The organism is Aminobacter carboxidus (genome assembly GCF_014863355.1).
GTDB classification, from domain to species: domain Bacteria; phylum Pseudomonadota; class Alphaproteobacteria; order Rhizobiales; family Rhizobiaceae; genus Aminobacter; species Aminobacter carboxidus.
Map to the genome: position 1 here is coordinate 576,503 of NZ_JACZEP010000002.1, position 24,660 is coordinate 601,162.

18 protein-coding genes and 1 pseudogene are annotated in these 24,660 nt (G+C 63.1%); 13 read left to right on the top strand and 6 right to left on the bottom strand.

The genetic code is table 11. The features are described 5' to 3' along the window. Positions 1-91 precede the first annotated feature (91 nt). The 11 genes and pseudogenes from IHE39_RS10470 (at position 92) to pyc (ending at position 14,258) form a co-directional block, all read left to right on the top strand. Positions 92-985 (top strand): dihydrodipicolinate synthase family protein, encoded by an 894-nt coding sequence (locus IHE39_RS10470; RefSeq protein WP_184768009.1) that lies wholly within the window; start codon positions 92-94, stop codon positions 983-985. A 30-nt stretch (positions 986-1,015) separates the two neighbouring features. Next, positions 1,016-2,269 carry an NAD(P)/FAD-dependent oxidoreductase gene (locus IHE39_RS10475; protein ID WP_192566411.1) on the top strand — a complete coding sequence of 418 codons (1,254 nt, stop codon included), beginning with the start codon at positions 1,016-1,018 and terminating at the stop codon, positions 2,267-2,269. Positions 2,270-2,283: 14 nt separating this feature from the next. Beyond that, positions 2,284-3,285 (top strand): 4-hydroxyproline epimerase, encoded by a 1,002-nt coding sequence (locus tag IHE39_RS10480; RefSeq protein ID WP_184768007.1) that lies wholly within the window; start codon positions 2,284-2,286, stop codon positions 3,283-3,285. A gap of 345 nt (positions 3,286-3,630) precedes the next feature. Continuing rightward, a complete protein-coding gene (locus IHE39_RS10485) occupies positions 3,631-4,533 on the top strand; it encodes a branched-chain amino acid ABC transporter permease (protein WP_184768006.1) in 903 nt (300 codons plus the stop codon). A 4-nt stretch (positions 4,534-4,537) separates the two neighbouring features. Continuing rightward, a complete protein-coding gene (livM, locus tag IHE39_RS10490; RefSeq protein ID WP_192566412.1) occupies positions 4,538-6,133 on the top strand; it encodes a high-affinity branched-chain amino acid ABC transporter permease LivM in 1,596 nt (531 codons plus the stop codon). Then, a pseudogene (locus tag IHE39_RS31235) lies at positions 6,133-7,023 on the top strand (ABC transporter ATP-binding protein); the annotation flags it as partial. The gene livM and the pseudogene IHE39_RS31235, both read left to right, overlap by 1 nt. A gap of 234 nt (positions 7,024-7,257) precedes the next feature. Next, positions 7,258-8,262, top strand: coding sequence for a helix-hairpin-helix domain-containing protein (locus IHE39_RS31265; protein WP_491844515.1), 1,005 nt, complete (start codon positions 7,258-7,260; stop codon positions 8,260-8,262). Next, positions 8,259-8,990 carry an ABC transporter ATP-binding protein gene (locus tag IHE39_RS10505; protein ID WP_184768004.1) on the top strand — a complete coding sequence of 244 codons (732 nt, stop codon included), beginning with the start codon at positions 8,259-8,261 and terminating at the stop codon, positions 8,988-8,990. Before IHE39_RS31265 ends, IHE39_RS10505 begins: the two co-directional genes overlap by 4 nt. Before the next feature lie 11 nt (positions 8,991-9,001). Beyond that, the gene (locus IHE39_RS10510) at positions 9,002-9,349 is read left to right on the top strand and encodes a DUF6867 family protein (protein WP_192566413.1); all 348 of its coding nucleotides are present in this window, start codon (positions 9,002-9,004) and stop codon (positions 9,347-9,349) included. A 144-nt stretch (positions 9,350-9,493) separates the two neighbouring features. Continuing rightward, complete coding sequence (locus IHE39_RS10515; protein WP_184768002.1) at positions 9,494-10,609, top strand: branched-chain amino acid ABC transporter substrate-binding protein; 1,116 nt, start codon at positions 9,494-9,496, stop codon at positions 10,607-10,609. A gap of 190 nt (positions 10,610-10,799) precedes the next feature. After that, positions 10,800-14,258, top strand: a complete 3,459-nt coding sequence (pyc, locus tag IHE39_RS10520) for a pyruvate carboxylase (RefSeq protein ID WP_192566414.1) — start codon at positions 10,800-10,802, stop codon at positions 14,256-14,258. Positions 14,259-14,311: 53 nt separating this feature from the next. Here pyc and IHE39_RS10525 read toward each other — a convergent pair whose 3' ends face one another. Continuing rightward, positions 14,312-15,130 carry an SH3 domain-containing protein gene (locus IHE39_RS10525; protein ID WP_192566415.1) on the bottom strand — a complete coding sequence of 273 codons (819 nt, stop codon included), beginning with the start codon at positions 15,128-15,130 and terminating at the stop codon, positions 14,312-14,314. Between the two features lie 368 nt (positions 15,131-15,498). Here IHE39_RS10525 and IHE39_RS10530 point away from each other — a divergent pair, with 368 nt between their 5' ends. After that, a complete protein-coding gene (locus IHE39_RS10530) occupies positions 15,499-16,692 on the top strand; it encodes an MFS transporter (RefSeq protein WP_192566416.1) in 1,194 nt (397 codons plus the stop codon). On the opposite strand, the gene IHE39_RS10535 is transcribed toward IHE39_RS10530, so the two are convergent. Beyond that, complete coding sequence (locus IHE39_RS10535) at positions 16,671-17,564, bottom strand: LysR family transcriptional regulator (RefSeq protein ID WP_192566417.1); 894 nt, start codon at positions 17,562-17,564, stop codon at positions 16,671-16,673. The two genes, IHE39_RS10530 and IHE39_RS10535, sit on opposite strands and share 22 nt — an antisense overlap. Before the next feature lie 96 nt (positions 17,565-17,660). On the opposite strand from IHE39_RS10535, the gene IHE39_RS10540 reads away from it, so the two are divergent. Next, on the top strand, positions 17,661-18,614 hold the full coding sequence (locus IHE39_RS10540) for an NmrA family NAD(P)-binding protein (protein ID WP_192566418.1): 954 nt from the start codon (positions 17,661-17,663) through the stop codon (positions 18,612-18,614). 50 nt (positions 18,615-18,664) lie between these two features. On the opposite strand, the gene IHE39_RS10545 is transcribed toward IHE39_RS10540, so the two are convergent. From IHE39_RS10545 to IHE39_RS10560, 4 genes are all read right to left on the bottom strand, one after another. After that, positions 18,665-18,823 (bottom strand): DUF3309 family protein, encoded by a 159-nt coding sequence (locus tag IHE39_RS10545; RefSeq protein ID WP_083948446.1) that lies wholly within the window; start codon positions 18,821-18,823, stop codon positions 18,665-18,667. A 98-nt stretch (positions 18,824-18,921) separates the two neighbouring features. Then, positions 18,922-22,101 (bottom strand): efflux RND transporter permease subunit, encoded by a 3,180-nt coding sequence (locus IHE39_RS10550; protein ID WP_192566419.1) that lies wholly within the window; start codon positions 22,099-22,101, stop codon positions 18,922-18,924. 2 nt (positions 22,102-22,103) lie between these two features. Then, positions 22,104-23,234: an efflux RND transporter periplasmic adaptor subunit gene (locus tag IHE39_RS10555; protein WP_184767994.1), complete on the bottom strand. Its 1,131-nt coding sequence runs from the start codon at positions 23,232-23,234 to the stop codon at positions 22,104-22,106. A 242-nt stretch (positions 23,235-23,476) separates the two neighbouring features. Beyond that, a complete protein-coding gene (locus IHE39_RS10560; RefSeq protein WP_192566420.1) occupies positions 23,477-24,607 on the bottom strand; it encodes a patatin-like phospholipase family protein in 1,131 nt (376 codons plus the stop codon). Between the last annotated feature and the right edge of the window lie 53 nt (positions 24,608-24,660).

A 24,660-nucleotide genomic window follows, 5' to 3' on the forward strand; every position in this document is an offset into this window, starting at 1 on the left:
GATATATTTTTGATATATCAGATACGATTGCCGATTGACAATGTTGGTCTCCTCGTCATATATCACTGATATATCAGATGGAGAAAGCACCATGTGGGCCGGAGTCATCCCAGCAGTAACCACCAAATTTACGGCGGACGACCGCCTCGACCATGCCGAAATGGAGCGCTGCTTTGCGCTGCAGATGGAGGCCGGATGCGACGGTCTGATCGTCGCCGGCTCGCTCGGCGAAGGCCCGATGCTCTCGCATGACGAGAAGATCGAAGTGCTGAAGACGGCCCAGAAGGTCGCCGCCGGCAAGCCGGTGCTGCTGACGGTCAACGAAGCCGGTACCCGCGAGGCGGCGGCGATCGCCAAGCGCGCCGCCAAGGAAGGGGCCTCCGGCCTGATGGTCGTGCCGAGCCCGATCTATCATACCAATGCGGAAGAGACGGTTGCCGCCCTGCGCGCCGTCGCCGAAGCCGGCGACCTGCCGGTCATGATCTATTCCAACCGGCTCGCCTATCGCGTCGACGTCACCGTCGACCAGATGGAGGAGCTGGCATCCGACAGGCGCTTCGTCGCGGTCAAGGAATCGTCCGACGACATCCGTCGCTCGACCGAGATCATCAATCGCCTGGGCAATCGCTATGACCTGTTCACCGGCGTCGACAACCTCGCCTTCGAGGCACTGTCGGTCGGTGCCATCGGCTGGGTCGCCGGTCTGGTCGTTGCCTTCCCGCGCGAGACGGTCGCCATCTATCAGCTGATGCAGCAGGGCCGGCGCGAAGAAGCACTTGCCATCTACCGCTGGTTCCGTCCCCTGCTCGATCTCGACGTCTCGACCTATCTGGTCCAGAACATCAAGCTGGCGGAAGTGCTGGCGATCGGCTCCAATGACCGCGTGCGCATGCCACGCAAGCCATTGTCGGGCGAGCGTCGCAACGCGGTCGAAAAGATCATCAAGGACGCCTTGGAAATCCGGCCCAAGCTGCCGTCGTTCTGATCGGGCAGAATGCTTCGGGGGAGGCGTGGCATGAACACAGCAGTCGACGAGATCGACATTGCCATCATCGGTGCCGGCATAGTCGGCATCGCGGCGGCTGCCTATCTCGCCGAAGCCGGGCGCAAGGTGACGGTCTTTGACCGCACCGGCGTCTGCGAGGAAACCAGCTCCGGCAATGCCGGGGCTTTCGCTTTCTCCGACGTGCTGCCTCTCGCCCACAAGGGCATGATGCGCAGCGTGCCGAAATGGCTTGCCGACCCGCTTGGCCCGCTCAGCATCCCGCCTGCCTACCTGCCAAAACTCGCGCCATGGCTTTTCCGCTTCTGGCGCGCCGGGGCGCCTGCCAACTACGAAGCGAGCCTTGCGGCGCAGACCGGGCTGATGAAGCTCGCCGAGCAGGAATGGACCGCGCTGATGGCGCGCTCGGGCACGGGCTCGATGCTGCGCGAGGACGGTTCGCTGGAACTGTATGAGAGCGAGGCGGAGTTCAAGGCGGCGCTGCCGAGCTGGGCGGCGCGCGAGCGTTTCGGCATTGCCTACCAGCATCTCGAAAAGCGCGAGCTTGCCGGCTACCAGCCTGGGCTGGCCGAGCGCTTCACGCGGGGCACCTTCGTGCCGGGCTGGAAGACGGTTTCTGATCCAAAGGATCTCGGCAAGGCGATCTGGCGCCACGCCGAGGCCAGCGGCGCCGGCTTCGTCAAGGGCGAGGTCGGCCTTCTCAGGCTGGCTGGCGACCGCATCCTGATCCAGCTCAAGCAAGGCCGCACATTGTTCGCGCGCCAGGTACTGATCGCAGCCGGCGCCTGGTCGCATCACCTTGCCCGCCAGCTTGGGGATGTCATCCCGCTCGAAACAGAGCGCGGCTACAACACCACGCTTCCGAGCAGCGCCTTCGACGCCAAGCGGCAGCTGATCTTCTCCGGCCACGGCTTCGTCATCACTCCGCTCGCCACCGGCCTGCGGGTCGGCGGCGCGGTCGAGCTCGGCGGCCTGGCTCGCGCGCCGAACTATGCCCGATCGAGGGCGATGCTGGAAAAGGCGCAAAAGTTCCTGCCCGGCCTCGACGCCTCCGGCGGGCGCGAATGGATGGGCTTCCGCCCCTCGCTGCCCGACTCACTGCCGGTCATCGGCGGCTCGCGCAGCCATCCCAATGTCCACTATGCTTTTGGCCACGGCCATCTCGGGCTGACCCAGGCGGCCGCCACCGGCCGGCTGGTGCGCGACCGCATGCTTGGCCAGAAGCCGGCTCTCGACCTCACCCCCTTTTCGGCACAACGTTTCTGACGCAAGGTACCTTCATGGCGCGCCATTCCTTCTTCTGTATCGACGGCCACACCTGCGGCAATCCGGTGCGGCTGGTGGCGGGTGGCGGCCCCCGCCTCGAAGGCGTGACGATGATGGAACGGCGTGCGCATTTCCTCACCGAGTATGACTGGATCCGCACCGGGCTGATGTTCGAGCCACGTGGCCACGACGTGATGTCGGGCTCGATTCTCTATCCGCCGACGCGTGAGGATTGCGATGTCGCCATCCTGTTCATCGAGACGTCGGGTTGCCTGCCGATGTGCGGCCATGGCACCATCGGCACGGTGACGATGGCGATCGAGCACGGGCTGATCAAGCCGAAGACGCCGGGCACGCTGCGGCTCGACACGCCAGCAGGTCTCGTCATCGCCGAATACAAGCAGGTCGGCGATCATGTCGAGGAAGTGCGCATCACCAATGTGCCGTCCTTCCTGTATGCCGAAGGACTTTCGGTCGACTGCCCGGTGCTTGGCGAGATCAGGGTCGACGTCGCTTATGGCGGCAATTTCTACGCCATCGTCGAGCCGCAGGAAAACTACCGCGACATGGCGGACCATACCGCCGGCGATTTCATCGCCTGGAGCCCGGTCGTGCGGCAGCGGCTCAACGAGAAGTACCAGTTCGTGCATCCCGAAAATCCCGGCATCAACCGGCTGTCGCACATGCTGTGGACCGGTGCGCCGAAGCATGCCGAAGCGCACGCCCGCAACGCCGTGTTCTATGGCGACAAGGCAATCGACCGCTCGCCCTGCGGCACCGGAACGTCGGCGCGGATGGCGCAGCTTCACGGCAAGGGCAAGCTCAAGGTGGGCGACGATTTCGTGCACGAATCGATCATCGGTTCGCTGTTTAAGGGACGGGTCGAACGCGAGGTCGAAGTGGCCGGCAAAAAGGCGATCATTCCCTCGATCGGCGGCTGGGCGCGGATGACCGGATTGAACACCATCTTCATCGACGATCGCGATCCGTTCGCGCATGGATTCATAGTCAATTAGTCGTATGGCAGGGAGTTGAAGCAGCCAATATGTCTAGACATTCTTGAGAAGGAGATCATCGGCGAGGCGCAAGGAATTGTTGCGGTTGCGTAATTTGGCGCTACATTCTTCGAAGTTGGCGCGCAAAATCACCGGAATCGGCAAAGACATTGCGTTGAGCCAATGATAGGTTTCGCGATAGTCCAGGGCTTGGACAACATAAAACAGAGGCGGCGAAAAACGCTGTCCGGCAGGCGGCAACGGGTTGAAGAATCACGTTGCAATCCAGGCTCGAAACTTTAGGACTAGGGGAAATATCAAAAGGAATGCGCGCATAGCGCGACATTCCAGGGGAGCCGCATCCATATGCAGTATTTCGTCCAGCAGATGGTCAATGGGCTGACGCTGGGGTCTATCTATGGCCTCATCGCGATCGGCTACACGATGGTCTATGGCATCATCGGCATGATCAATTTCGCCCATGGCGACATTTTCATGCTCGGCGCCTTCGTCGCGCTGATCGTGTTCCTGATCCTCACCAGCCTCTTTTATTCGGTCCATGTCGTGCTGTTCCTGCTCGTCATGATGGTCGTGGCGATGGTGATGACCAGCCTCTACAACTGGACCATCGAAAAGGTCGCCTATCGGCCGTTACGCGGGTCGTTCCGGCTCGCGCCGTTGATCACCGCAATCGGCATGTCGATCGCGCTGTCGAACTTCGTCCAGGTGACGCAAGGTCCGCGCAACAAGCCGATCCCGCCGATGGTCTCGACGGTCTACAACGTCAACGGCATCTCGATCTCGCTGAAGCAGATCATCATCGTCGTCGTCACCGTCTCGCTGCTGGCGCTGTTCTGGTATCTCGTCAACAAGACCTCGCTTGGCCGCGCCCAAAGGGCGTGCGAGCAGGATCGCAAGATGGCCGCGCTGCTCGGCATCGACGTCGACCGCACCATCTCCATCACCTTCGTCATGGGCGCCGCCCTGGCCGCCGTCGCCGGCACTCTGTTCCTGATGTATTACGGTGTCGTGGCGTTCTCCGACGGCTTCGTGCCCGGGGTCAAAGCCTTCACGGCGGCCGTTTTGGGCGGCATCGGCTCGTTGCCCGGCGCCATGCTCGGCGGCCTGATGATCGGCTTCATCGAAAGCATGTGGTCGGCCTACTTCTCGATCGACTACAAGGATGTCGCGGCGTTCTCGATCCTTGCCATCGTGCTCATCTTCCTGCCCTCCGGCATCCTCGGCCGGCCCGAAGTCGAGAAGGTCTGAGACAATGGCCAATATCGCACAAGCCATGCGCGACGAGACCGCAACCCCGATCCAGCGCGGCCTCAAGGAAGCGCTCTACGGGGGCGCCATCTCCTTCGGCCTTTTCTTCCTGTTCATCGGTCTCAGGACCGACCAGAACATCTCCAACGAACTGATCCTCGTCCCACGCTGGGGCCTGCTCGCCATCGTCGTTGGCCTGGTGATGGTCGTACGCTTCTTCTACGTCGCTTACGCCCAGCCGTTCATGGCGCGGCAGAAGATCGTCAACGTCACAAGCGGGCTTCTGCCTGACAGCGTGGCGACCCGGTTCTTCCGGCTGCCCTATTTCATCGCGGCACTGGTGATTGCCGTTGCGCTGCTGGTGTTTGCCGGTTCGCTTGACGGGATATTCGGGCCAGCACTCGCCGGCTACATGCGCTTCTTCCGCGCGCTGGCGATCATCTACGCCCTGGCATCGGTGCTGTTTTATTTCCGCACCTTCATCAGCGCGCATTTCTCGGCGCTTGGCATCGGCGTGCTGGTCGCCTATCCGATCGTCGTCGTGCTGGTGCTGACGCTCATCAACGGTTCGATGGCATCCGGCTTCCAGGGCTCGCTCAAATGGGTCGACAATTTCGGCATCCAGATCCTGATCTATGTGATGCTGGCCTGGGGGTTGAACATCGTCGTCGGCCTCGCTGGCCTGCTCGACCTTGGCTATGTCGCCTTCTATGCCGTTGGCGCCTATGCCTACGCGCTGCTGGCGACGCATCTCGGCTGGTCGTTCTGGATCCTGTTGCCGGTTGCCGGCATCATGGCAGCCTTCTGGGGCGTCATGCTCGGCTTCCCGGTGCTGCGTCTTCGGGGCGATTATCTCGCCATCGTCACGCTGGCCTTCGGCGAAATCATCCGCCTGGTGCTGATCAACTGGCGCGAAGTGACCAACGGCGCCGCCGGCATCTCCGGCATCCCGAAGGTTAGCTTCTTTGGCCTGATGTCGTTCAACGTCTCCGACCCGAACTACATCGCCAAGGTGCTCGACATCGCCCAGTCCGGCGCCTACTACAAGATCTTCCTTTACTACCTCATCCTTGGCCTGGCGCTGCTGACGGCCTTCGTCACCATCCGCCTGCGTCGCATGCCTGTCGGCCGTGCCTGGGAAGCGCTGCGCGAAGACGAGATCGCCTGCCGCTCGCTCGGCATCAACACGACGACGACCAAGCTGACGGCTTTCGCCACGGGCGCGATGTTCGGCGGTTTCGCCGGCTCGTTCTTCGCCGCGCGCCAGGGTTTCGTCTCGCCTGAATCCTTCGTCTTCCTGGAATCGGCGATCATCCTTGCCATCGTCGTGCTCGGCGGCATGGGCTCGCTGGTCGGCATCGCGGTCGCTGCCGCGGTGATGATCGGCGGCACCGAAATCCTGCGCGAGATGGAATTCCTCAAGGTCGTCTTCGGACCTGACTTCACGCCGGAGCTTTACCGCATGCTGCTGTTCGGCATGGCGATGGTCATCGTGATGCTGTGGAAGCCGCGAGGTTTCGTCGGCAGTCGAGAACCCACGGCCTTTCTTCATGAGCGAAAAGCCATCTCCAGTTCCTTCACCAAGGAAGGACACGGCTGATGAACGCGAGCGCATCCATGAACAATTCGATCCTGCAGGTCGAACACCTGTCGATGAAGTTCGGCGGCCTTGTTGCCATCGGCGATCTGTCGTTCGAAGCCAAGCGCGGCGAAATTACCGCGCTGATCGGCCCGAACGGTGCCGGTAAGACCACTGTCTTCAACTGCATCACCGGCTTCTACAAGCCGACCGAAGGCATGATCCGGTTCAACGGCAAGGATGGCGGCGAGTTCCTGCTCGAGCGCATGCCCGACTTCCAGATCACGGCCAAGGCCAAAGTGGCGCGTACCTTCCAGAACATCCGGCTGTTTTCGGGCATGACGCTGCTCGAAAACCTGCTGGTGGCGCAGCACAACAAGCTGATGAAGGCCTCGGGCTATACTGTCCTGGGCCTGCTCGGCCTCGGTGGCTATCGCAAGGCTTCAGCTGAATCGGTCGATATCGCCAAGCACTGGCTGGAGAAGGCCGAACTGATCGACCGCGCCGACGATCCGGCCGGTGATCTTCCCTACGGTGCGCAGCGGCGGCTCGAGATCGCGCGTGCCATGTGCACCGGGCCGGAGCTGCTTTGCCTCGACGAACCGGCGGCAGGTCTCAATCCGAAAGAGTCGCTGGCGCTCAACACGTTGCTCATCGACATCAAGAACAACACCGGCACGTCGATCCTGCTCATCGAGCACGACATGTCGGTGGTCATGCAGATCTCCGATCATGTCGTGGTGCTCGAATACGGCCGCAAGATCTCCGACGGCGACCCGATGTCGGTCAGGACCGATCCGAAGGTCATCGCCGCCTATCTCGGCGTCGACGACGAGGAGGTCGCCACCGTTCTCGTCGAGGTCGGCGACGAACAGGTGATCGAAGAGCTTGAAGGCGTGCCCGATCCGGCGCATGGCCCAGGCTCGTCGTCTTCGATGATGGCCGGTCCGGTCAGCGACACCATCGGCCACAGCGACGGACACGGCGAGGTCGTGACCGTTTCCAAGGGTGCGTCGAAGGCGGCACAGGTTGAAGCTCGCGATGCCGCCCGTTCGGTGGCCGCCGCTGCCGAGGCTGCGGCTACTGCAAAACCCAAGGCCAAGGCGACCGAGGCGAAATCGGCCGCGGCTCCCGCCGCCGGGCTGATGGCCGCGCCCAAGCCGGCGAAGGCTGCTCCTGTCGCAAAAGCTCCAGCCAAGCCGAAAATTCCTGCCACGAGCGCGGCGTCGGTGGCATCAGTTGCCAAGGCAAAGACCGCCACTGCCAAGCCGGCGGTGGTAAAAGCCGACGCGCCAAAGGCCGCTGCAAAGCCTGCCAAGACACCGGCTGCGAAACCGGCAGCCAAGGCGACGGCTAAGCCCTCTGCGGCTGCACCGAAGACGGTGACCGCGAAGGCTGTGCCGGCGAAAGCCAACGCCGCGCCTGCTCTGAAAGCAGCGGCAAAACCGGCACCGTCAAAACCTGCGGCGGCAACGGCTGCCAAGCCGACCCCAGCGCCGAAAGCGGCGGCGGGCAAAGCACCGGTGAAGGCCGTGGCAGCGCCCAAGGCTCAGGCGAAATCGATCAAGCCGGTTGCGACGCCAAAGACCGTAACATCGGCCAAGCCGGCTGCGTCGAAGGCATCAACGGCCAAGGCGCCTGTGGCCAAAGCGCTCGCTGACAAGCCTGCGTCGAAGGCACCAGCCGCCAAGGCCCCGGCTGTCAAGGCGACTGACAAGCCTGCGGTGAAGGCGGCGGCCAAGCCAGCCCCGGCACCCATGGTCAAGGTGGCGGCTGCCAAGCCCGCAGCGAAGGCAGCGGTGACACCCGCGAAGGCTGCGGCAACAAAGGTTGCGACTGCGACCAAGGCACCGGCCAAAGCCCCTGCCGCCAAGACCATCGCCAACGTGCTTGCCGCTCCGCGCGGCGGTGTGGCGGACCGGCTGATCCAGATCAAGGGCATCGGACCGGTGAACGAGAAGAAGCTCAACGACCACGGCATTTTCCATTTCGATCAGGTGGCCGGATGGAAGAAGTCTGACATCGAGGCGGCGGAGGCCTATCTCGCCTTCGATGGCCGGATCGAGCGCGAAGACTGGGTGGGGCAGGCCAAGGCGCTGGCGCGTGAAGCGGCCAAGCCGGCGAAAGCCAAGCGCGGAGGTGGCAAGTGACGGCGGCAAGAGCTTTGCTCGACATCAAGGGTGTCGAGACCTACTACGGCAACATCCGTGCGCTGAGCGGCGTCGATGTTGCCGTCAACGAAGGCGAAATCGTCGCTCTGATCGGCGCCAATGGCGCCGGCAAGTCGACGCTGATGATGACCATCTTTGGTACGCCGAGGGCGCGCCGCGGCACCATTACTTTCGCCGGTACCGACATTACCGACCTGCCGACGCACGAGATCGCCAGGCTGCGCATCGCGCAGTCGCCGGAAGGGCGGCGCATCTTCCCGCGCATGACGGTGATGGAAAACCTGCAGATGGGCGCAAGCCTCGACAACCTCAAATATTACGATGAGGACGTCGAGAAGGTGTTCACCCTGTTCCCCAGGCTCAAGGAACGCATCGCCCAGCGCGGCGGCACGCTTTCGGGCGGCGAGCAGCAGATGCTGTCGATCGGCCGGGCGCTGATGGCGCGGCCCAAGCTGCTTTTGCTCGATGAACCTTCGCTTGGTCTGGCGCCGCTGATCGTCAAGCAGATCTTCGACGCCATCCGCGAGCTCAATCGTACCCAGGGCCTGACCGTGTTCCTTGTCGAGCAGAACGCTTTTGGCGCTCTGAAGCTCGCCACGCGCGGTTACGTCATGGTCAATGGCGTGGTCACGATGAGCGGCACCGGCAAGGACCTTCTCGCCAATCCAGAGGTTCGCGCGGCCTATCTCGAAGGCGGCCGCCACTAGGAGGATCCATCATGCACGGCATTCTCTATGAGGAAGCCTCGATCTGGCAGTTCTTTTTCGTCACCTGCGTTCTGGGTGGCTGGGCTGCCTGGATGACTGGCCGCGCCTGCGCCCAGACATGGCGAAACTACCCCCAGCTCGTGCTCTACATATTGGGGCTCGGTATCGCCATCCGCTTCATCCATCATGCCCTGTTCGAAGGCACGATGTTCACGCTGCAATACTATGCCGTCGACACCATCATTCTGCTCGCCTTTGCAATAATTGGTTATAAATACACGCGAACGAACCAGATGGTGACGCAATACAATTGGCTTTATGAAAAGGTTTCGCCTCTTTCTTGGAGATCGAAGTCCTGAGGGGCAGAAGCTAAATATCGGCGCCGATTCGCCAATGAATCGGCGTGACAACTGCCGGAAAATCGGCAAACTCACCTTTCTGCGATATGGGTGGGCATCGCAAGAAAGAAACTCCACGCCCACTCAATTAATGGGAGTGTTTCAATGAAAAAGTCACTTTTGTCGGCTGTTGCACTGACCGCGCTCGTCGCGTTCAGCGGCAGCGCATGGGCCGATATCATCGTCGGCGTTGCAGGTCCGATCACCGGCCCGAATGCTGCCTTCGGAGCGCAGCTCCAGAAGGGCGCCGAGCAGGCCGTTGCGGACATCAACGCAGCTGGTGGCATGAACGGCGAGCAGATCAAGCTCGTGGTTGGTGACGACGTTTCCGATCCGAAGCAGGGCATTTCGGTCGCCAACAAGTTCGTCGCTGACGGCGTCAAGTTCGTCATCGGTCACTTCAACTCGGGCGTTTCGATCCCGGCTTCGGAAGTCTACGCCGAAAACGGCATCCTCGAAATCACCCCGGCTGCGACCAATCCGAAGTTCACCGAGCGTGGCCTGTGGAACGTGTTCCGCACCTGCGGCCGTGACGACCAGCAGGGTGCTATTGCTGGTGCGTACCTCGCCGAGAAGTTCAAGGACGCCAAGATCGCCGTCATCCACGACAAGACGCCTTATGGTCAGGGCCTTGCCGACGAAACCAAGAAGTCGATGAACACCGCCGGCCTGACTGAGGTCATGTACGAAGGCGTCAACATCGGCGACAAGGATTTCGCTGCGCTGATCGGCAAGATGAAGGAAGCCGGCGTCACGATCATCTACTGGGGCGGTCTTCACACCGAAGCCGGCCTGATCATCCGCCAGGCGGCTGACCAGGGCCTCAAGGCGACGCTTGTTTCGGGCGATGGCATCGTGTCGAACGAACTGGCCTCGATCGCTGGCGACGCTGTTGCCGGTACGCTCAACACCTTCGGTCCCGATCCGACCTTGAACCCGGCCAACAACGCGCTGGTCGAGAAGTTCCGCGCCGCCGGCTTCAACCCTGAAGCCTACACGCTGTACTCCTACGCCGCGATGCAGGTCGTTGCGGGTGCTGCCAAGGCTGCAAACTCGGTCGATCCGCAGGAAGTCGCCAAGGCGATGAAGGCAAACACCTTCCCGACCGTGCTCGGCGACATGGGCTTCGACGAGAAGGGCGACCCGAAGCTGCCAGGCTACATCATGTATGAGTGGGTCAAGGGCGACGACGGCAAGTACACCTACAAGCCGCAGAAGTAATTTCAGCACCGTTTGCTGACGAAAGATGCCCGGCGCTTTGCGTCGGGCATTTTTTTGTGTCGTGGAAAATATGGCAGTCTGACCCTAGGGAAATTAAATCGATTTAGGGCAACGTGTTTTCGGTTGCACCGCAGCATTTTCCCGCTAATCATTCGCCGCCTCTTAAATATCCCGTGTCTGGAGCGTTTTCGTGCCGATCAGCAAGATCCTCGTCGCCAACCGATCCGAAATCGCCATCCGCGTCTTCCGCGCGGCCAATGAGCTGGGGCTCAAAACAGTGGCGATCTGGGCTGAAGAGGACAAATATTCGCTGCATCGCTTCAAGGCCGACGAATCCTACCAGGTCGGCCGCGGTCCCCATCTCGCCAAGGACATGGGGCCGATCGAAAGCTACCTGTCGATCGAAGAGATCATCCGTGTCGCCAAGCTGTCGGGTGCCGATGCCATCCATCCCGGCTATGGCCTGTTGTCGGAGAGCCCCGAATTCGCCGACGCATGTGCTGAAAACGGCATCACCTTCATCGGACCCAGGCCCGAGACCATGCGCCGGCTTGGCAACAAGGTGGCGGCGCGCAATCTCGCCATTGAAGTCGGCGTACCGGTGATCCCGGCGACCGACCCGCTTCCCGACGACATGGAGGAGGTCAAGAAGCTCGCCGCGCAGGTTGGCTATCCGGTCATGCTCAAGGCGTCATGGGGCGGCGGCGGCCGCGGCATGCGCGCCATCCGCAGCGAGGCCGACCTCGCCCGCGAGGTGACCGAGGGCAAGCGTGAGGCCAAGGCGGCGTTCGGCAAGGACGAGGTCTATCTCGAAAAGCTGATCGAGCGTGCCCGTCACGTCGAAGTGCAGGTGCTGGGCGACACGCATGGCAACGCCGTGCATCTGTTCGAGCGCGACTGCTCGATCCAGCGCCGCAACCAGAAGGTCGTCGAGCGCGCACCGGCACCTTACCTCAGCGAGGAACTGCGCCAGGAGCTGTGCGGCTATGCCCTCAAGCTCGCCAGGGACACCGCCTATATCGGCGCAGGCACCGTCGAGTTCCTGCAGGATGCCGACACCGGCAAGTTCTATTTCATCGAGGTCAATCCACGCATCCAGGTCGAGCACACCGTCACCGAGCAGGTGACCGGCATCGACATCGTCAAGGCGCAGATCCACATCCTCGACGGCTTTGCCATCGGCACGCCGGAATCGGGCGTGCCGGCTCAGGCCGACATTCGCCTCAACGGCCATGCCCTGCAGTGCCGCATCACGACAGAGGATCCCGAGCAGAACTTCATTCCCGACTATGGCCGCATCACCGCTTATCGCGGCGCCACCGGCTTCGGCATCCGTCTCGACGGCGGCACCGCCTATTCGGGCGCGGTCATCACCCGATTCTACGATCCGCTGCTGGAAAAGGTCACCGCCTGGGCGCCGAATCCGGTCGAGGCGATTGCCCGCATGCACCGGGCGCTGCGCGAGTTCCGCATCCGCGGGGTGGCAACCAACCTGACCTTCCTCGAAGCGATCATCACGCACCCGGCCTTCCGCGACAATTCCTACACGACCAGGTTCATCGACTCGACGCCCGAGCTGTTTGCCCAGGTCAAGCGCCAGGACCGCGCCACCAAGCTGCTCAACTACCTCGCCGACGTCACCGTCAACGGCCACCCGGAGACGCGCGGCCGTGCCGCGCCCAACCCGGAAGCCGCAGCGCCCGTCGTGCCGTGGTTCACCGGTGCCATTCCCGACGGCACCAAGCAGCGGCTCGACGCGCTTGGCCCGGAGAAGTTCGCAGCCTGGATGCGCGACCAGAAGCAGGTGCTGATCACCGACACGACGATGCGCGATGGTCACCAGTCGCTGTTGGCCACGCGTGTCCGCACCCATGACATCGCCAGTATCGCCGGCACTTATGCCCGCGCCTTGCCGCAGCTTCTTTCGCTGGAATGCTGGGGCGGTGCCACCTTCGACGTCGCCATGCGCTTCCTGACCGAGGATCCGTGGGAGCGTCTGTCGAAGGTCCGCCAGGCCGCACCCAACATCCTGCTGCAGATGCTGCTGCGCGGCGCCAACGGCGTCGGCTACACCAACTATCCCGACAATGTCGTGCAGCATTTCGTGCGCCAGGCGGCATCAGGTGGCGTCGACCTGTTCCGGGTCTTCGACTGCCTGAACTGGGTCGACAACATGCGCGTGTCGATGGATGCCATCGGCGCCGAGGGCAAGCTGTGCGAAGCCGCGATCTGCTACACCGGCGACATCCTCGACCCGGCCCGCGCCAAGTACGACCTGAAGTACTATGTCGCGCTCGCCAAGGAACTTGAGGCAGCCGGCGCCCACATCATCGCCGTCAAGGACATGGCCGGCCTGCTCAAGCCAGCGGCGGCGCGGGCGCTGTTCAAGGCGCTGCGCGAGGCGACCGACCTGCCGATCCACTTCCACACCCACGACACCTCGGGCCTGTCGGCTGCGACGGTGCTGGCGGCGGTCGAAAGCGGCGTCGATGCCATCGACGCGGCGATGGATGCGTTTTCCGGCAACACCTCGCAGCCTTGCCTGGGCTCGATCGTGGAGGCGCTGCGCGGCTCGGACCGCGATCCGGGGCTCGCGCCCGAATGGATCCGCCGCATCTCGTTCTACTGGGAGGCCGTGCGCAACCAGTATGCCGCTTTCGAGAGCGACCTGAAGGGACCGGCATCGGAAGTCTATCTGCATGAAATGCCGGGCGGGCAGTTCACCAACCTCAAGGAGCAGGCGCGCTCGCTCGGGCTCGAAACCCGCTGGCATGAGGTGGCGCAGGCCTATCATGACGTCAACCTGATGTTCGGTGACATCGTCAAGGTGACGCCGTCGTCGAAGGTGGTCGGCGACATGGCGCTGATGATGGTGAGCCAGGAGCTGACCGTCGCCGACGTCGAGAACCCGGCCAAGGACATCGCCTTCCCGGATTCGGTCGTGTCGATGCTGCGCGGCGATCTCGGCCAGTCACCCGGCGGTTGGCCGGCGGCATTGCAGAAGAAGGTGCTGAAGGGCGAACAGCCGATCACCGCGCGTCCCGGCTCGTTGCTCAAGGCCGCCGATCTCAAGGCCAACCGCAAGGAGATCGAAGCCAAGCTCGGGCGCAAGCTGTCCGAGGACGAGTTCGCCTCGTGGCTGATGTACCCCAAGGTCTTCACCGACTTCGTCGGCGCGCAGGACAATTACGGTCCGGTCAGCGTGTTGCCGACGCCGGTCTATTTCTACGGCATGAAGCCGGAAGACGAGGTCTTCGTCGACATTGAAAAGGGCAAGACGCTGGTCATCCGCTGCCTGGCCGTCGGCGACGTCGACGAAAAGGGCATGGTGACGGTGTTCTTCGAGATCAACGGCCAGCCGCGCCGCGTCAAGGTGCCGGACCGCGCCCATGGCGCCTCCGCCTCCAAGGCACGGCGCAAGGCCGAGGCCGGCAACGACGCCCATGTCGGCGCTCCGATGCCGGGCGTGGTCTCGACACTCGCCGTTTCCGCCGGCCAGCCGATCAAGGCCGGCGACGTGCTGCTGTCGATCGAAGCGATGAAGATGGAAACCGCACTTCACGCCGAGCGCGACGGCACGATTGCCGAAGTGCTGGTGCGCACCGGGGACCAGATCGACGCCAAGGATTTGCTGGTCGTCTACGGCTGAATAGTTGCAGGCCGAGCACGTTCGTCGTTGCCCGGCCGCTCCAACACCTAGGTTTAGAACAGGCCTTGGCCGGCTTTGGCTTCTTCCGCCACGGTGCGGCGGATCAGGTTCTTGTACATGTAGCCGCGCTGGCCCTTGTAGACGACCGTGCACCAGTTGCAGTCGCCCTCAGCTTCGATCTCGGCATTCGCGGGAACGACGACGATCACCTTGGATTCGTCGGCCGGCCCGTCGCGCAGATTGGCGTATTTGACCACCTTTGCCGGGCGCAGGTCCGGCAGCGGTCCAGTGCTGCCCACGGTATTGCCGGTTGCGCCGTCGATCATGCCCGTCTGCTGCTCGAGCATCGCCACTTCGGTTTCCGTCTCCGCCACCTGGACGTCGATCGAACCACGCAACCCTTCGGTCGTTATCGCCGTGGTGGGCGCCGGGTCGGGCACCTGGCTCGCGAGCGCCGAGGGGAACGGCGTTGTGGCGATCTCGCCGCGCTCGTCGGGGCCTGTGGCTGCGGTCGGTGTGGGTTTTTCGAAATGACCAGTGGCAGGCGACGATGCCGGGGCTGCCAGCAGCGGTGCCTGCGTTGCGGCAACCGGAGCAACTGCCGTGCGAGCGGGCGCGGTCATAATCGGCTCGGCCGTCGCTGTCTTGACTTCGATGCCGGAAGCAGTGGTTTCGAGGCGCGGTGGCAGGACGGCTGCGGTTTCTATCGGGTCGGGCTCGTCGCTGCCGGAGAACCCGAAGGCGACGATTGCGATTGCCAAGACCGCGGCGACGCCAAGCAAGGCGACCTCAAGCCTCGACAAATGCAACCGGGGCAGGCGGGCGGCGAGGCCGCTGGATATCCCGGCAAGCCGGAAAACGGGGGTGTTCATGACACAAGACTCCACACTGGCACGACCCGGCGACAATGCCGAAGCCGACCCCCAACCCGATTTGGCATGCAACGCATCGAAACGATTGCGAACGTGGAGTGTGTTGCCCGTCCCGCCGCAGTTTCTAGGCTTGTGAGCTAACTCAGCTATTCGACGGAATTCGGGCAATCGTTAACCTTTGTTACCGGCCTGGCCCAATGCTTGCCGCGAAAGCTGCCTTGACGTGAAATTCAATCGATTTAAAAGTGGAGCGATGCAAGGACACATGGTGACCGATCCGAACGGAGCCGGTCACTTTTTGAATCCCGCGATCACGGCAGGCTGAGATCGATTTCAGCCGCCGGGCAGCCATGTTAGGAGTGCGTTCGATGAACGCCAAAGACGCCACCCCGACATCCGCCAATGCAGCCTCGGCCCGATGGGCCGTCGCGGCCGCGTTTTTCATGAATGGCTTCATGACTGGAAGCTGGGCACCGCAGATCCCGCTGCTGGTCACCCGGCTCGGTATCAGCGAGTTCGTGCTCGGCCTGCTGATCCTTGTCTTCGGCATCGGCGCGCTGACGGCGATGCCGTTCTCAGGCTACCTGATGACCAAGCGCGGCTCACGTCCTGTGGTCATCGGCTTCGCCTGGGTTCTGGTCTTTTCACTGTTGCTGGTGGCGCTGGCGCCCAACGTCTGGCTGACCGCGCTGACGATGTACATCTTCGGCGCCACCGCAGGGGCCATGGATGTCGCCATGAACGCCAACGCGGTCGCGGTGGAAAAGCGGCTGTCGCGGGCAATCATGTCGTCGTCGCACGGTTTCTGGAGCCTTGGCGGCTTCGTCGGCGGTGGGCTCGGTGGCATCGCTATCCAGCAATTCGGGCATCTGCCGCACGCCATGTTCGCCACGGTTGTCGCCGCCGCCATCACCGCCTTTGCCCTGCGCTATCTGATCGAAGACAAGCCGGTGGCGCATGAGCACAGGCATTTCCGTATGCCGCGTCAGGCGGCCATCTATCTTGTCGGCCTTATGGCGCTGTTTTCGATGATCCCGGAAGGTGCCGTGCTCGACTGGGCGGCGCTCTATCTCAAGCAGGAACTTGGGGCCGACATCGCTACCGCCGGCTTCGCCTTTGCCGCCTTCTCCGGCATCATGGCGCTGATGCGGTTCCTGGGTGACGGCGTGCGCAACCGCTTCGGCGCGGTCAACACGCTGCGCGTCTCGGCTCTGGTCGCTGCCGCCGGCATGCTGGCGGCAGGTCTCGCGCCCAATCCCTGGATTGCCATCGCTGCCTTCGCCATGTGCGGGCTGGGCGTTGCCAACATGGTTCCGATCGCCTTTTCGGCCGCCGGCAATCAGCCCGGCGTGGTGCCAAACATCGGCATGAGCGTTGTCACCACCATGGGCTATTCAGGCATATTGGTGGCGCCGTCGGCGATCGGCTTCGTTGCCGGCCATACCGGCTTCGCGCCGATCTTCGTCACCTTGTCGGGTTTGCTGGTGGTGGTATCGGTGATGGCAGGGCTTGCCCGCCATGCCGACTTCCGCGCCGTGGCTCAGACAGCGCCGGCGGAATAGCGCTTCAGTTCTTCATGCAGGAAGTCGGCGACGCGGCGGATTCGTACGCTTGCGCGCACGTCGCGATGCATTGCGAGCCAGACCGGCAGCACAGGCAGCGGCAGATCAGGCAGGACGACCTCCAGCCCGGGCTCGCGCCAGATCAGTGGCAGCTGGGCGATACCAATGCCATTGCCGGCGCGCACCGCTTGCCACAGCACGATGTGGTTGTCGGAGCGGAAACGAAAGGCATGCCGTGTCATCTCGGGGTAGAACCGCTCAAGGCCCCGGATCATCTCGTCGCTGCGGTCGAAGCCGATCAGGCCGTGCTGCTGCAGATCCTCCGGTTGTTGCGGCCGTCCACGGCGGTCGAGATAGGCTGAGGTCGCGCACATGTTGAGCGCGATGTCGGTGACCTTGCGGGCTACAAGCTCGTTCTGGGCCGGCTGTACCATGCGGATGGCGATGTCGGCGTCGCGGCGCAGCAGGTTCTCGACCTGGTTGGATGCAACGACCTCGACCTCGATGCCGGGCTCCTCCAGTCCCAGACGCGCCATCATCGCCGGCAGGACGTGGGCTGCCACCATTTCGCTTGCGGCGATCCGGACCGTGCCCTCGATCGCTTCCACCGAACCCAGCGCCAGCCGCGCGAAGGAGGTTGCCTGGGCACTGACCGCGCGGCCTCGTTCGAACAACAGGCTGCCGGCTTCGGTCAGCACATAACCCTGCCGACCACGGCGGAAAAGCGTGACATCGAGCGCCTTCTCGAGCTCGGTGATATGGCGTCCGAGCGTCGGCTGGCTCGAGCCCAGGCTGCGCGCCGCCGCCGACAGGCTGCCGGTCTCGGCAACCGCGACAAAACTCCGGATGAGGTTCCAGTCGAGCTCAGGCATATATTCAAAAATGCATATCATAACTCCATTTGCAGTCAATTTATTTCCTGAAATGAATGAACGACATTGCGGCACAGACAAACCGGAGTGACCGACATGACCAAGATCGCAATACTGGGTGCCCGTGGCCGGCTCGGCCGCGCTGTCGCCAAGGCCTTCCTCGATGCCGGATATGAAGTGCGGGCGATCACCCGCGACGGCAAGCTGCCGGCGGAACTGACCGGCGCCGAAGCGTTCGCTGCCGATGCACTCGACCGGCGGTCGCTGGCCGACGCCACCCGAGGCGTGGACATCATCTTCAACGGCCTGAGCCCTGTCTACTCGGACTGGAGTTCGGTCCTGCCGATGGCCGAAAACGTCATGGCGGCGTGCCACGCCAACGGCGCTCTGCACATGGTTGCGGGCACGGTCTACAATTTCGGCTCGCCAATGCCGGCTGAAATCACCGAGGACACGCCCCAGCATCCGAGCACCGAGAAGGGTCGCATCCGGGCCAAGCAGGAAGAGCTGTACCGGCGCGAGGCCGAGGCTGGGCGGGTGCGCACGGTCCTGCTCAGGGCCGGCGACTTCTTCGGCGGCAAGGGCACCGGCTCGTGGTTCGACCTGGTCATTGCTTCGAAGTTCGCCAACGGCGTCTACACAGCGCCTGGTCCGGTCGAGCTCGTCCATGCCTGGGCGTACTTGCCCGACCTCGCCAACAGCTTCGTTGCGCTTGCCGACGCAGGGCAACGGCTCGACAGCTATGAGAACTTCAACTTCCCCGGCCATGCGCTGACCGATCTCGAAATCAAGGCAGCGATGGAGCGCGTGACCGGTCGCCGGCTGAGGCTCGCCTCGATGCCCTGGTGGGTGTTGCGTGCCGGTAGCCCGTTCGTTGCGATGTGGAAGGCGATCGTGTCGATGTCTTATCTTCGCTTCGAACCGCACCGGCTGGTGTCGTCGAGGCTGGAGGCCGTCATCGGAGAAATCCCGCACACGCCGCTCGACGAGGCGGTGAAAGGGGCGCTCGACGATCTCGGCCTGTTGCCCGCCAGGCTCAAGGCTGCCTGATCGCTAAACGCCCGGAGCATCCTCCGGGCGTTTTGCTGTCGGTTACGCCGTCAGATACGGCCCATCAGCATCAGCACCAGCAGCACCACAAGCAGGATGCCGACGATACCCGATGGGCCGTATCCCCAGCCGCGCGAGTGGGGCCAGGCCGGGACGGCACCGAGCAGGATCAGGATCAGGATGATGATGAGCAGCGTTGAAATTGTCATTGTGCATGCCTCGAAATCTTGTGTTTCATCGAGGCAGCAACGCAAAAGGCCGCCCGGTTGTTCCTGGGCGGCCTTTCATGCACTCTTGCCTGGTCAGTCTATTCCGCTGCCTTGGGGAAGGCGACTGCAGGTTCGTCGGGACCCGGTGCCGGGGCTACGCCGGCCTCGGTCTTGTCCTTCCTGCCAATGCGGAACAGCCTGCTGAACCAGCCACGCTGGCCGGGCTTGCGCTTGTCGCGGGTGAACACCATCAGCATCGCAGGCGTCACCACCAGCGTCAGCACGGTGGCGAACGACAGGCCGAAGACGATCGCCGAAGAGAGCGCGATCCACCATTGTGTCGACGGCGCGTTGATCGTCGTCTCGTGGTGGAAGATCTCGAGGCCGAGGCCGAAGGCGATCGGCATGACACCGAGGATGGCGGACAGTGCGGTCAGCACCACAGGACGGGCACGCTCGCGGCAGGTCTGCAGCACCGCGTCCATCTTGTTCCAGCCTTCATCGCGCAGCCGGTCGTAGGTGTCGATCAGCACGATGTTGTTGTTCACCACCACGCCGGCAAGTGCGATGAAGCCGATGCCGGACATGACGATGACGAAGGTCTGGCCGGTCAACAGCATGCCGAGCAGCGCGCCGATCACCGCCATGACGACGCAGGACAGCACCAGCAAGACGCTGGTGAACTTGTTGAACTGCGCCAACAGCACGATGAAGATCAGGAAGATCGCGGCGCCGAACGCATTGCTGAGGAAGGCAGCCGCTTCCGCGCTGTCCTCGTTCGAACCGGCGAGCTTCCAGTCGACACCAGGCTTGGCGATTTCGCCGACAGCCTTGGCCACCGCCGCCTGCACTTCGGCGACCTGGAAGCCGCCTGCCACGTTGGCCTGGATGGTGATGGTGCGCTTGCTGTCGATGCGCTTCAGCACGCCAGCGGTCGGTTCCGGCTTGCGCGAGACGAAGTTCGAGATCGGCACGGAACCCTGTGCCGTTTCGATGCGCAGCTCGTCGAGCGCCGACAGCGTGCGGCGGTCCTCGGGCAGGCGCAGCCGGATGTCCACGGCGTCATCCGTACCCGCAGGGCGATAGTCGGTCAGCTTCAGGCCCGTGGTGACGAGCTGAACCACGGTCCCGACCGCTGTCGGGCTGACGCCGAACTGCGCCGCCTTGGAGCGATCGACCTCAAGCGCCCAGTCGACACCAGGAGGCGGCAAGCCATCGGATAGATCGATGACGCCGGGGACCTTGGCCACGGTCGCCGCCACCACCTTGGCATAGTCGTTGAGCCCGGTCGGGTCGGTAGCCGAGAGCTGGACCTGGATGGCCTTGCCGGTCGGCGGGCCAGCGTCCGGAACACGCACCTCGACATCGACGCCTGGAATGCCAGCCATCGCGACACGCAGGTCTTCGAGGATCGTGTGCGCCGATTGGCGCTCGCGCCAGTCGATGAACTCGTAGTTGATGACGCCGACGACGTCTTCTGGAACGTCCTCGCCGCCGCGCGTCTTGCCGACCTTGGTCAGCACCGACTTGATGCCCGGCCAGCCGATGATCCTGTTTTCGGCGATGCGCGTCGCTGCGTCCATTTCCTCAAGCGAGAGGTTGCCGCGGGCATGAACGTAGAGCAGGCCGTAGTCCGGTTCGACCGACGGGAAGAATTCGACGCCGTTGCCGAATTTCACGTAGGAGTACAGCCCGCCGCCAAGCAGCATCATCGTCAGCACGATGGCGGTGATCGGGTAAGCCACTGCCTTCTTGACGACGCCCATATAGACGCCGTCGCGGTTCTCTTCTTCGCCATGCAGCGGCGCTTTGCCGATGAGGGCGCCGATCGCCGGAGCGAAGATCAGCGCATAGGCCATCGAGGCGGCGAGCGTGACGATCAACGTGATCGGCAGATATTTCATGAAGTCGCCGACGATGCCCGGCCAGAACAACAGCGGCGAGAAGGCGGCGATGCGGGTCAGGGTCGCGGCAATGACCGGTCCGGCCATGCGCTTGGCTGCTTCCTCGAAGGCCTGCTCCTTCGGCATGCCTTCCGACATGCGGCGCTCGGCATATTCGGTGACGATGATCGCGTCGTCGACGAGCATGCCGACTGCCAGGATGAGCGAGAACAGCACGATCATGTTGATCGTGTAACCCATCAAGGCAAGCAGCAGGATGCCGATCAGGAACGAAGACGGGATCGCCAGCCCGATCAGCATCGAGGCGCGCCCCGAAAGCGCATAGAGAATGACGATGAAGACCAGGATGACGGCAATCATCACGTGGTTCTGCAGGTCATTGAGCAGCTGGTTGACGAAAACCGACTTGTCCTGGGTGTAGGTCACCTGGAGGTCGGGCAGCGCCTGCTTGCTCTTTGCCACGAATTCTTCGGCGACCTTCTTCGAGCCCTCGATGGTCTCGACGACATTGGCGCCGATGCGCTTCTTGATAGCCAGCGTGATCGCTGGCCTGCCGTCGATGCGGGCGATCGTCTCTGCGTCCTTGAAGGTAGAGCGGACGGTGGCTACGTCGCGAACCCGGACGACGGCGTTCGGGCCGGCCACGACTGGCAGGTTTGCGACATCCTCCGGCGTTTCGATCAACGACGGCACCTTCACCGCGTACTTGCCTTCCGCGCCCTCGATGGTACCGGCGGCGACGAGGCTGTTCGATGCGCCAACGCCTTGGATCAGCTGGTCGAGCTGCAGGCCATAGGAGGACAGCTTCACCGGATCGACGATCGCCTCGACAAGCTCGTCGCGAGATCCCTGGATCTCGGCCTCGAGCACGCCGGGCACTTCCTCGATGCGGTCGCGCAGGTCCTTTGCAGCGGCGGTCAGCGCGCGTTCGGGAATGTCGCCGGACAGCGTGATGAACACGACCGGGAATTCGGACAGGTTCACCTCGTTGACGGTCGGTTCCTCGACGCCCGCGGGCAGGTCGCGCTTGGCGTCCTGTACCTTGTTGCGCGTGTCGATCAACGCATCGCCGAGATCGACCGACGGGTCGAACTCAACGATGACGTTGGCGCCGCCCTGATAGGCATTCGAGTTCATCTGCTTGAGCCCCTTCAGGCTCTTGAGCTGGGACTCGACGGGACGAAGCAGCAGGCGCTCGGCGTCTTCAGGGGAAATGCCCTGATAGACGAGGCTGACATACATGATCGGAATGGCGACGTCCGGCTCTGCCTCCTTGGGCACGGCGCGGTAGGCAAGCGCCCCCGCGATGATCAGGAAGAGCAGGACCGAAAGAGTCAGTCGCGCATTGCGGATCGCAAGCTTGACGATATCCATTGTTACTGTGTCCCGGCCGCGCTTTCAGCGAGTTTCTTGAGGGCCGCCTCATCAGCGACCTGGGCCTGCACTTCGTCGCCTTCCTTGACCAGGTCCTGGCCGGCGATGATGATCTTGGCGTCAGCGGGAATGCCGCCGAGCACGAGACCCTTCTGGGTGTCGTCGACCAGGTCGATCGGGTAGAACACCACCTTCGAGGCCGCGTCGATGGCGCGGATGCCGAGGTCGCCATTCTTGCCCAGCGTCACCACCGAACGTGGTAACACCACGGCGTCGGTGGGATCGGCGCGCACGGTGATCTCTGCGGTCATGCCGGCCGGGATGGCGTTGTCCTTGTTCGGGACCGCGATCTCGATCGGGAAGGTGCGGGTCTTGGCGGTGGCGTCGCGGCTGATGTAGCGGACCTTGCCCTTGACCACTTCACCGTTGATCAGGCTGACATCGGCATCGTCGCCGATCTTGACGTAGCGTAGGTCGCGCTCGCTGATCTCGCCCTTGGCGAGGATCGGGTCGAGGCTGAGGATCGTGGCAACTTCGCCGCCCTGGGCGACCGAGGAGCCAAGCTCCACGGAGACGCGATCAACGACGCCGTTGAAGGGTGCCTTGACCTGGTTACGCGACAGCTCGGCCTCGGATGCCTGGAGCTGCGACTGGGCGGTCTGGTAGTTGGACCATGCAATGTCGCCGGTCAGCTTGGCCGCCGAGCCCGCTTTGGTCAGCTTCTGGGCGGCTTCCCATTCGGCTTTGCGCTGCGACAGCACGGCCTTGGATGTTTCAACCGCAGCAGCCTTCTCTTCGGCATCGAGCATCAAAATCAGGTCGCCCTGCTTGATGTGGTCGCCCTGCTTGACCGGCAGTTCGGCAATGATGCCGGCCGCGCGGGTGGCAAGTGTCGCGCGCTTCTCTGCTTCGGTCTGGCCGGAGATGCGGATGGCGCGGGCGTGCTCGACACGCGGCGGCGCCACGACCATCACGGTTCGCAGGGGTACCTTGGGTGTCTCGGCTACGGCAGGTTTTTCTTCGGGGGATGTCTGCGCGCTCCCCACCGAGGAGAATTCGCCAGTGCCCATCCACGCGGCGAATGCCACGAGCACGACCAAGGCTGCAAGCTTATGGAACCTAATCTTCGACATTGTCGTTATCCGTTAAGGACGGTTGCGGCTACCGCCATCTTGCCTGGCGCGTCGCCCCGATATGGTGGCGCGCAATACCGCATTCAATCCGCCGCGGGGGCAAAGTGGCGGAAGGGCGTCTTCTACATCAAATGTAGTTCGCAAAATAGTGATAAAAAAGAATGGGAACATCATCCTGACAAAACTGGCAGGAGATGTCAGCACGCTGCGGTTGTCGCGCCGAAAAGCCGTATTTTCGCGGGTTAGTTGTGTTGGCGAACGGCGGCCGGCTTGGCCCTTGTGGCCAGAAACTCGCGTACGCGACGTCCGACGGAGGGTCCGTGCAGCGGCTTGAAGCCATCGTCGAGTTGCCCGGATAGGTCGAGTGTGGCCTTCGTGCCAACCGAATCTAAGTTGTCCTCGAGCCAGTCGCTGGCCGAGGTGCGGCCAAGGTCGCGCAAGTATTCGAGGAACGCCCATTCGGCGTTGACCTTCGACGACGCCGAAAGATCCTTGAAGGCTTCGTCGGCATCGATGCGATGCATGCGAATGTCGCGAAACTCGCCATGCGGCAGGCGTCCGGCGGCGATCAGCTCCTTGATGAAGGCGATGGCGCGGAATTCGCGCAGCAGCCCGGCGTTGAAGGTGATCTCGTCGATGCGGTTCTGGATTTCGTTGGCCGTCTTGGGCGTCTGCTCGCGGATGACAGGGTTGATCTGGACGAGCAGCACGTCGTCGGTGTCATTGGCCTTGAAAAACGGGTAGATCGCCGGATTGCCGCCATAGCCGCCGTCCCAATAGGGCACGCCCTTGATCTCCACTGCCTGGAAGATCTGCGGCAGGCAGGCCGAGGCCATCACCGTATCGAGGTCGATCTCGCCGTCGCTGAACACGCGCAGCTGGCCGGTTTCGACATTGGTCGCCGAAATGAACAGGTCGATGTCCTTGCAGGCACGGACATTGGCGAAGTCGATCTCTTCGGCGACGACGTCGCGCAGCGGGTTGAGGTTCAACGGGTTGGCGACGTAAGGCGACAGCACCCGCGACATGGTGTCGAACCAGATGTAGCCGGGCGTGTTTTCGATCGACCAGTTGCCCCACAGCACATCCCAGGGCGAACGCTGCACCGGGCTGAAGCGACCCTTGCGCGCCACCGCGCGCCAGAAATCGGCGAGTTTCGCGCGCGCGCCGTCGGCGCCACCGCGCACCCAGCCGTCGGCCAGCGCCACAGCGTTCATCGCACCAGCACTTGTGCCCGACACCGCCTTGATGTCGAGCCGGCCATCCTCCAGCAAGCGGTCGAGCACGCCCCAGGAGAAGGCCCCGTGCGAGCCGCCGCCCTGAAGTGCGATGTTGATCGGTTTGTTCTCCTCCGCCTTGCCGTTTCCAGTCATGGCGTCATTATTCCTTTGGTTTGGATTCTTTTGCCCGCTTGGCGGAGGCTGCC

Excerpts from the sequence above, each read along its gene's own strand:
- livM (WP_192566412.1), top strand. The coding sequence starts at position 4,538 with ATGGCCAATATCGCACAAGCCATGCGCGACGAGACCGCAACCCCGATC.
- IHE39_RS10475 (WP_192566411.1), top strand. The coding sequence starts at position 1,016 with ATGAACACAGCAGTCGACGAGATCGACATTGCCATCATCGGTGCCGGC.
- IHE39_RS10560 (WP_192566420.1), bottom strand. The coding sequence starts at position 24,607 with ATGACTGGAAACGGCAAGGCGGAGGAGAACAAACCGATCAACATCGCA.
- IHE39_RS10540 (WP_192566418.1), top strand. The coding sequence starts at position 17,661 with ATGACCAAGATCGCAATACTGGGTGCCCGTGGCCGGCTCGGCCGCGCT.
- IHE39_RS10515 (WP_184768002.1), top strand. The coding sequence starts at position 9,494 with ATGAAAAAGTCACTTTTGTCGGCTGTTGCACTGACCGCGCTCGTCGCG.
- IHE39_RS10555 (WP_184767994.1), bottom strand. The coding sequence starts at position 23,234 with ATGTCGAAGATTAGGTTCCATAAGCTTGCAGCCTTGGTCGTGCTCGTG.
- IHE39_RS10535 (WP_192566417.1), bottom strand. The coding sequence starts at position 17,564 with ATGCCTGAGCTCGACTGGAACCTCATCCGGAGTTTTGTCGCGGTTGCC.
- IHE39_RS10530 (WP_192566416.1), top strand. The coding sequence starts at position 15,499 with ATGAACGCCAAAGACGCCACCCCGACATCCGCCAATGCAGCCTCGGCC.
- IHE39_RS10550 (WP_192566419.1), bottom strand. The coding sequence starts at position 22,101 with ATGGATATCGTCAAGCTTGCGATCCGCAATGCGCGACTGACTCTTTCG.
- IHE39_RS10525 (WP_192566415.1), bottom strand. The coding sequence starts at position 15,130 with ATGAACACCCCCGTTTTCCGGCTTGCCGGGATATCCAGCGGCCTCGCC.
- IHE39_RS10485 (WP_184768006.1), top strand. The coding sequence starts at position 3,631 with ATGCAGTATTTCGTCCAGCAGATGGTCAATGGGCTGACGCTGGGGTCT.
- IHE39_RS10470 (WP_184768009.1), top strand. The coding sequence starts at position 92 with ATGTGGGCCGGAGTCATCCCAGCAGTAACCACCAAATTTACGGCGGAC.
- IHE39_RS10545 (WP_083948446.1), bottom strand. The coding sequence starts at position 18,823 with ATGACAATTTCAACGCTGCTCATCATCATCCTGATCCTGATCCTGCTC.
- IHE39_RS31265 (WP_491844515.1), top strand. The coding sequence starts at position 7,258 with ATGGCCGCGCCCAAGCCGGCGAAGGCTGCTCCTGTCGCAAAAGCTCCA.
- IHE39_RS10510 (WP_192566413.1), top strand. The coding sequence starts at position 9,002 with ATGCACGGCATTCTCTATGAGGAAGCCTCGATCTGGCAGTTCTTTTTC.
- IHE39_RS10480 (WP_184768007.1), top strand. The coding sequence starts at position 2,284 with ATGGCGCGCCATTCCTTCTTCTGTATCGACGGCCACACCTGCGGCAAT.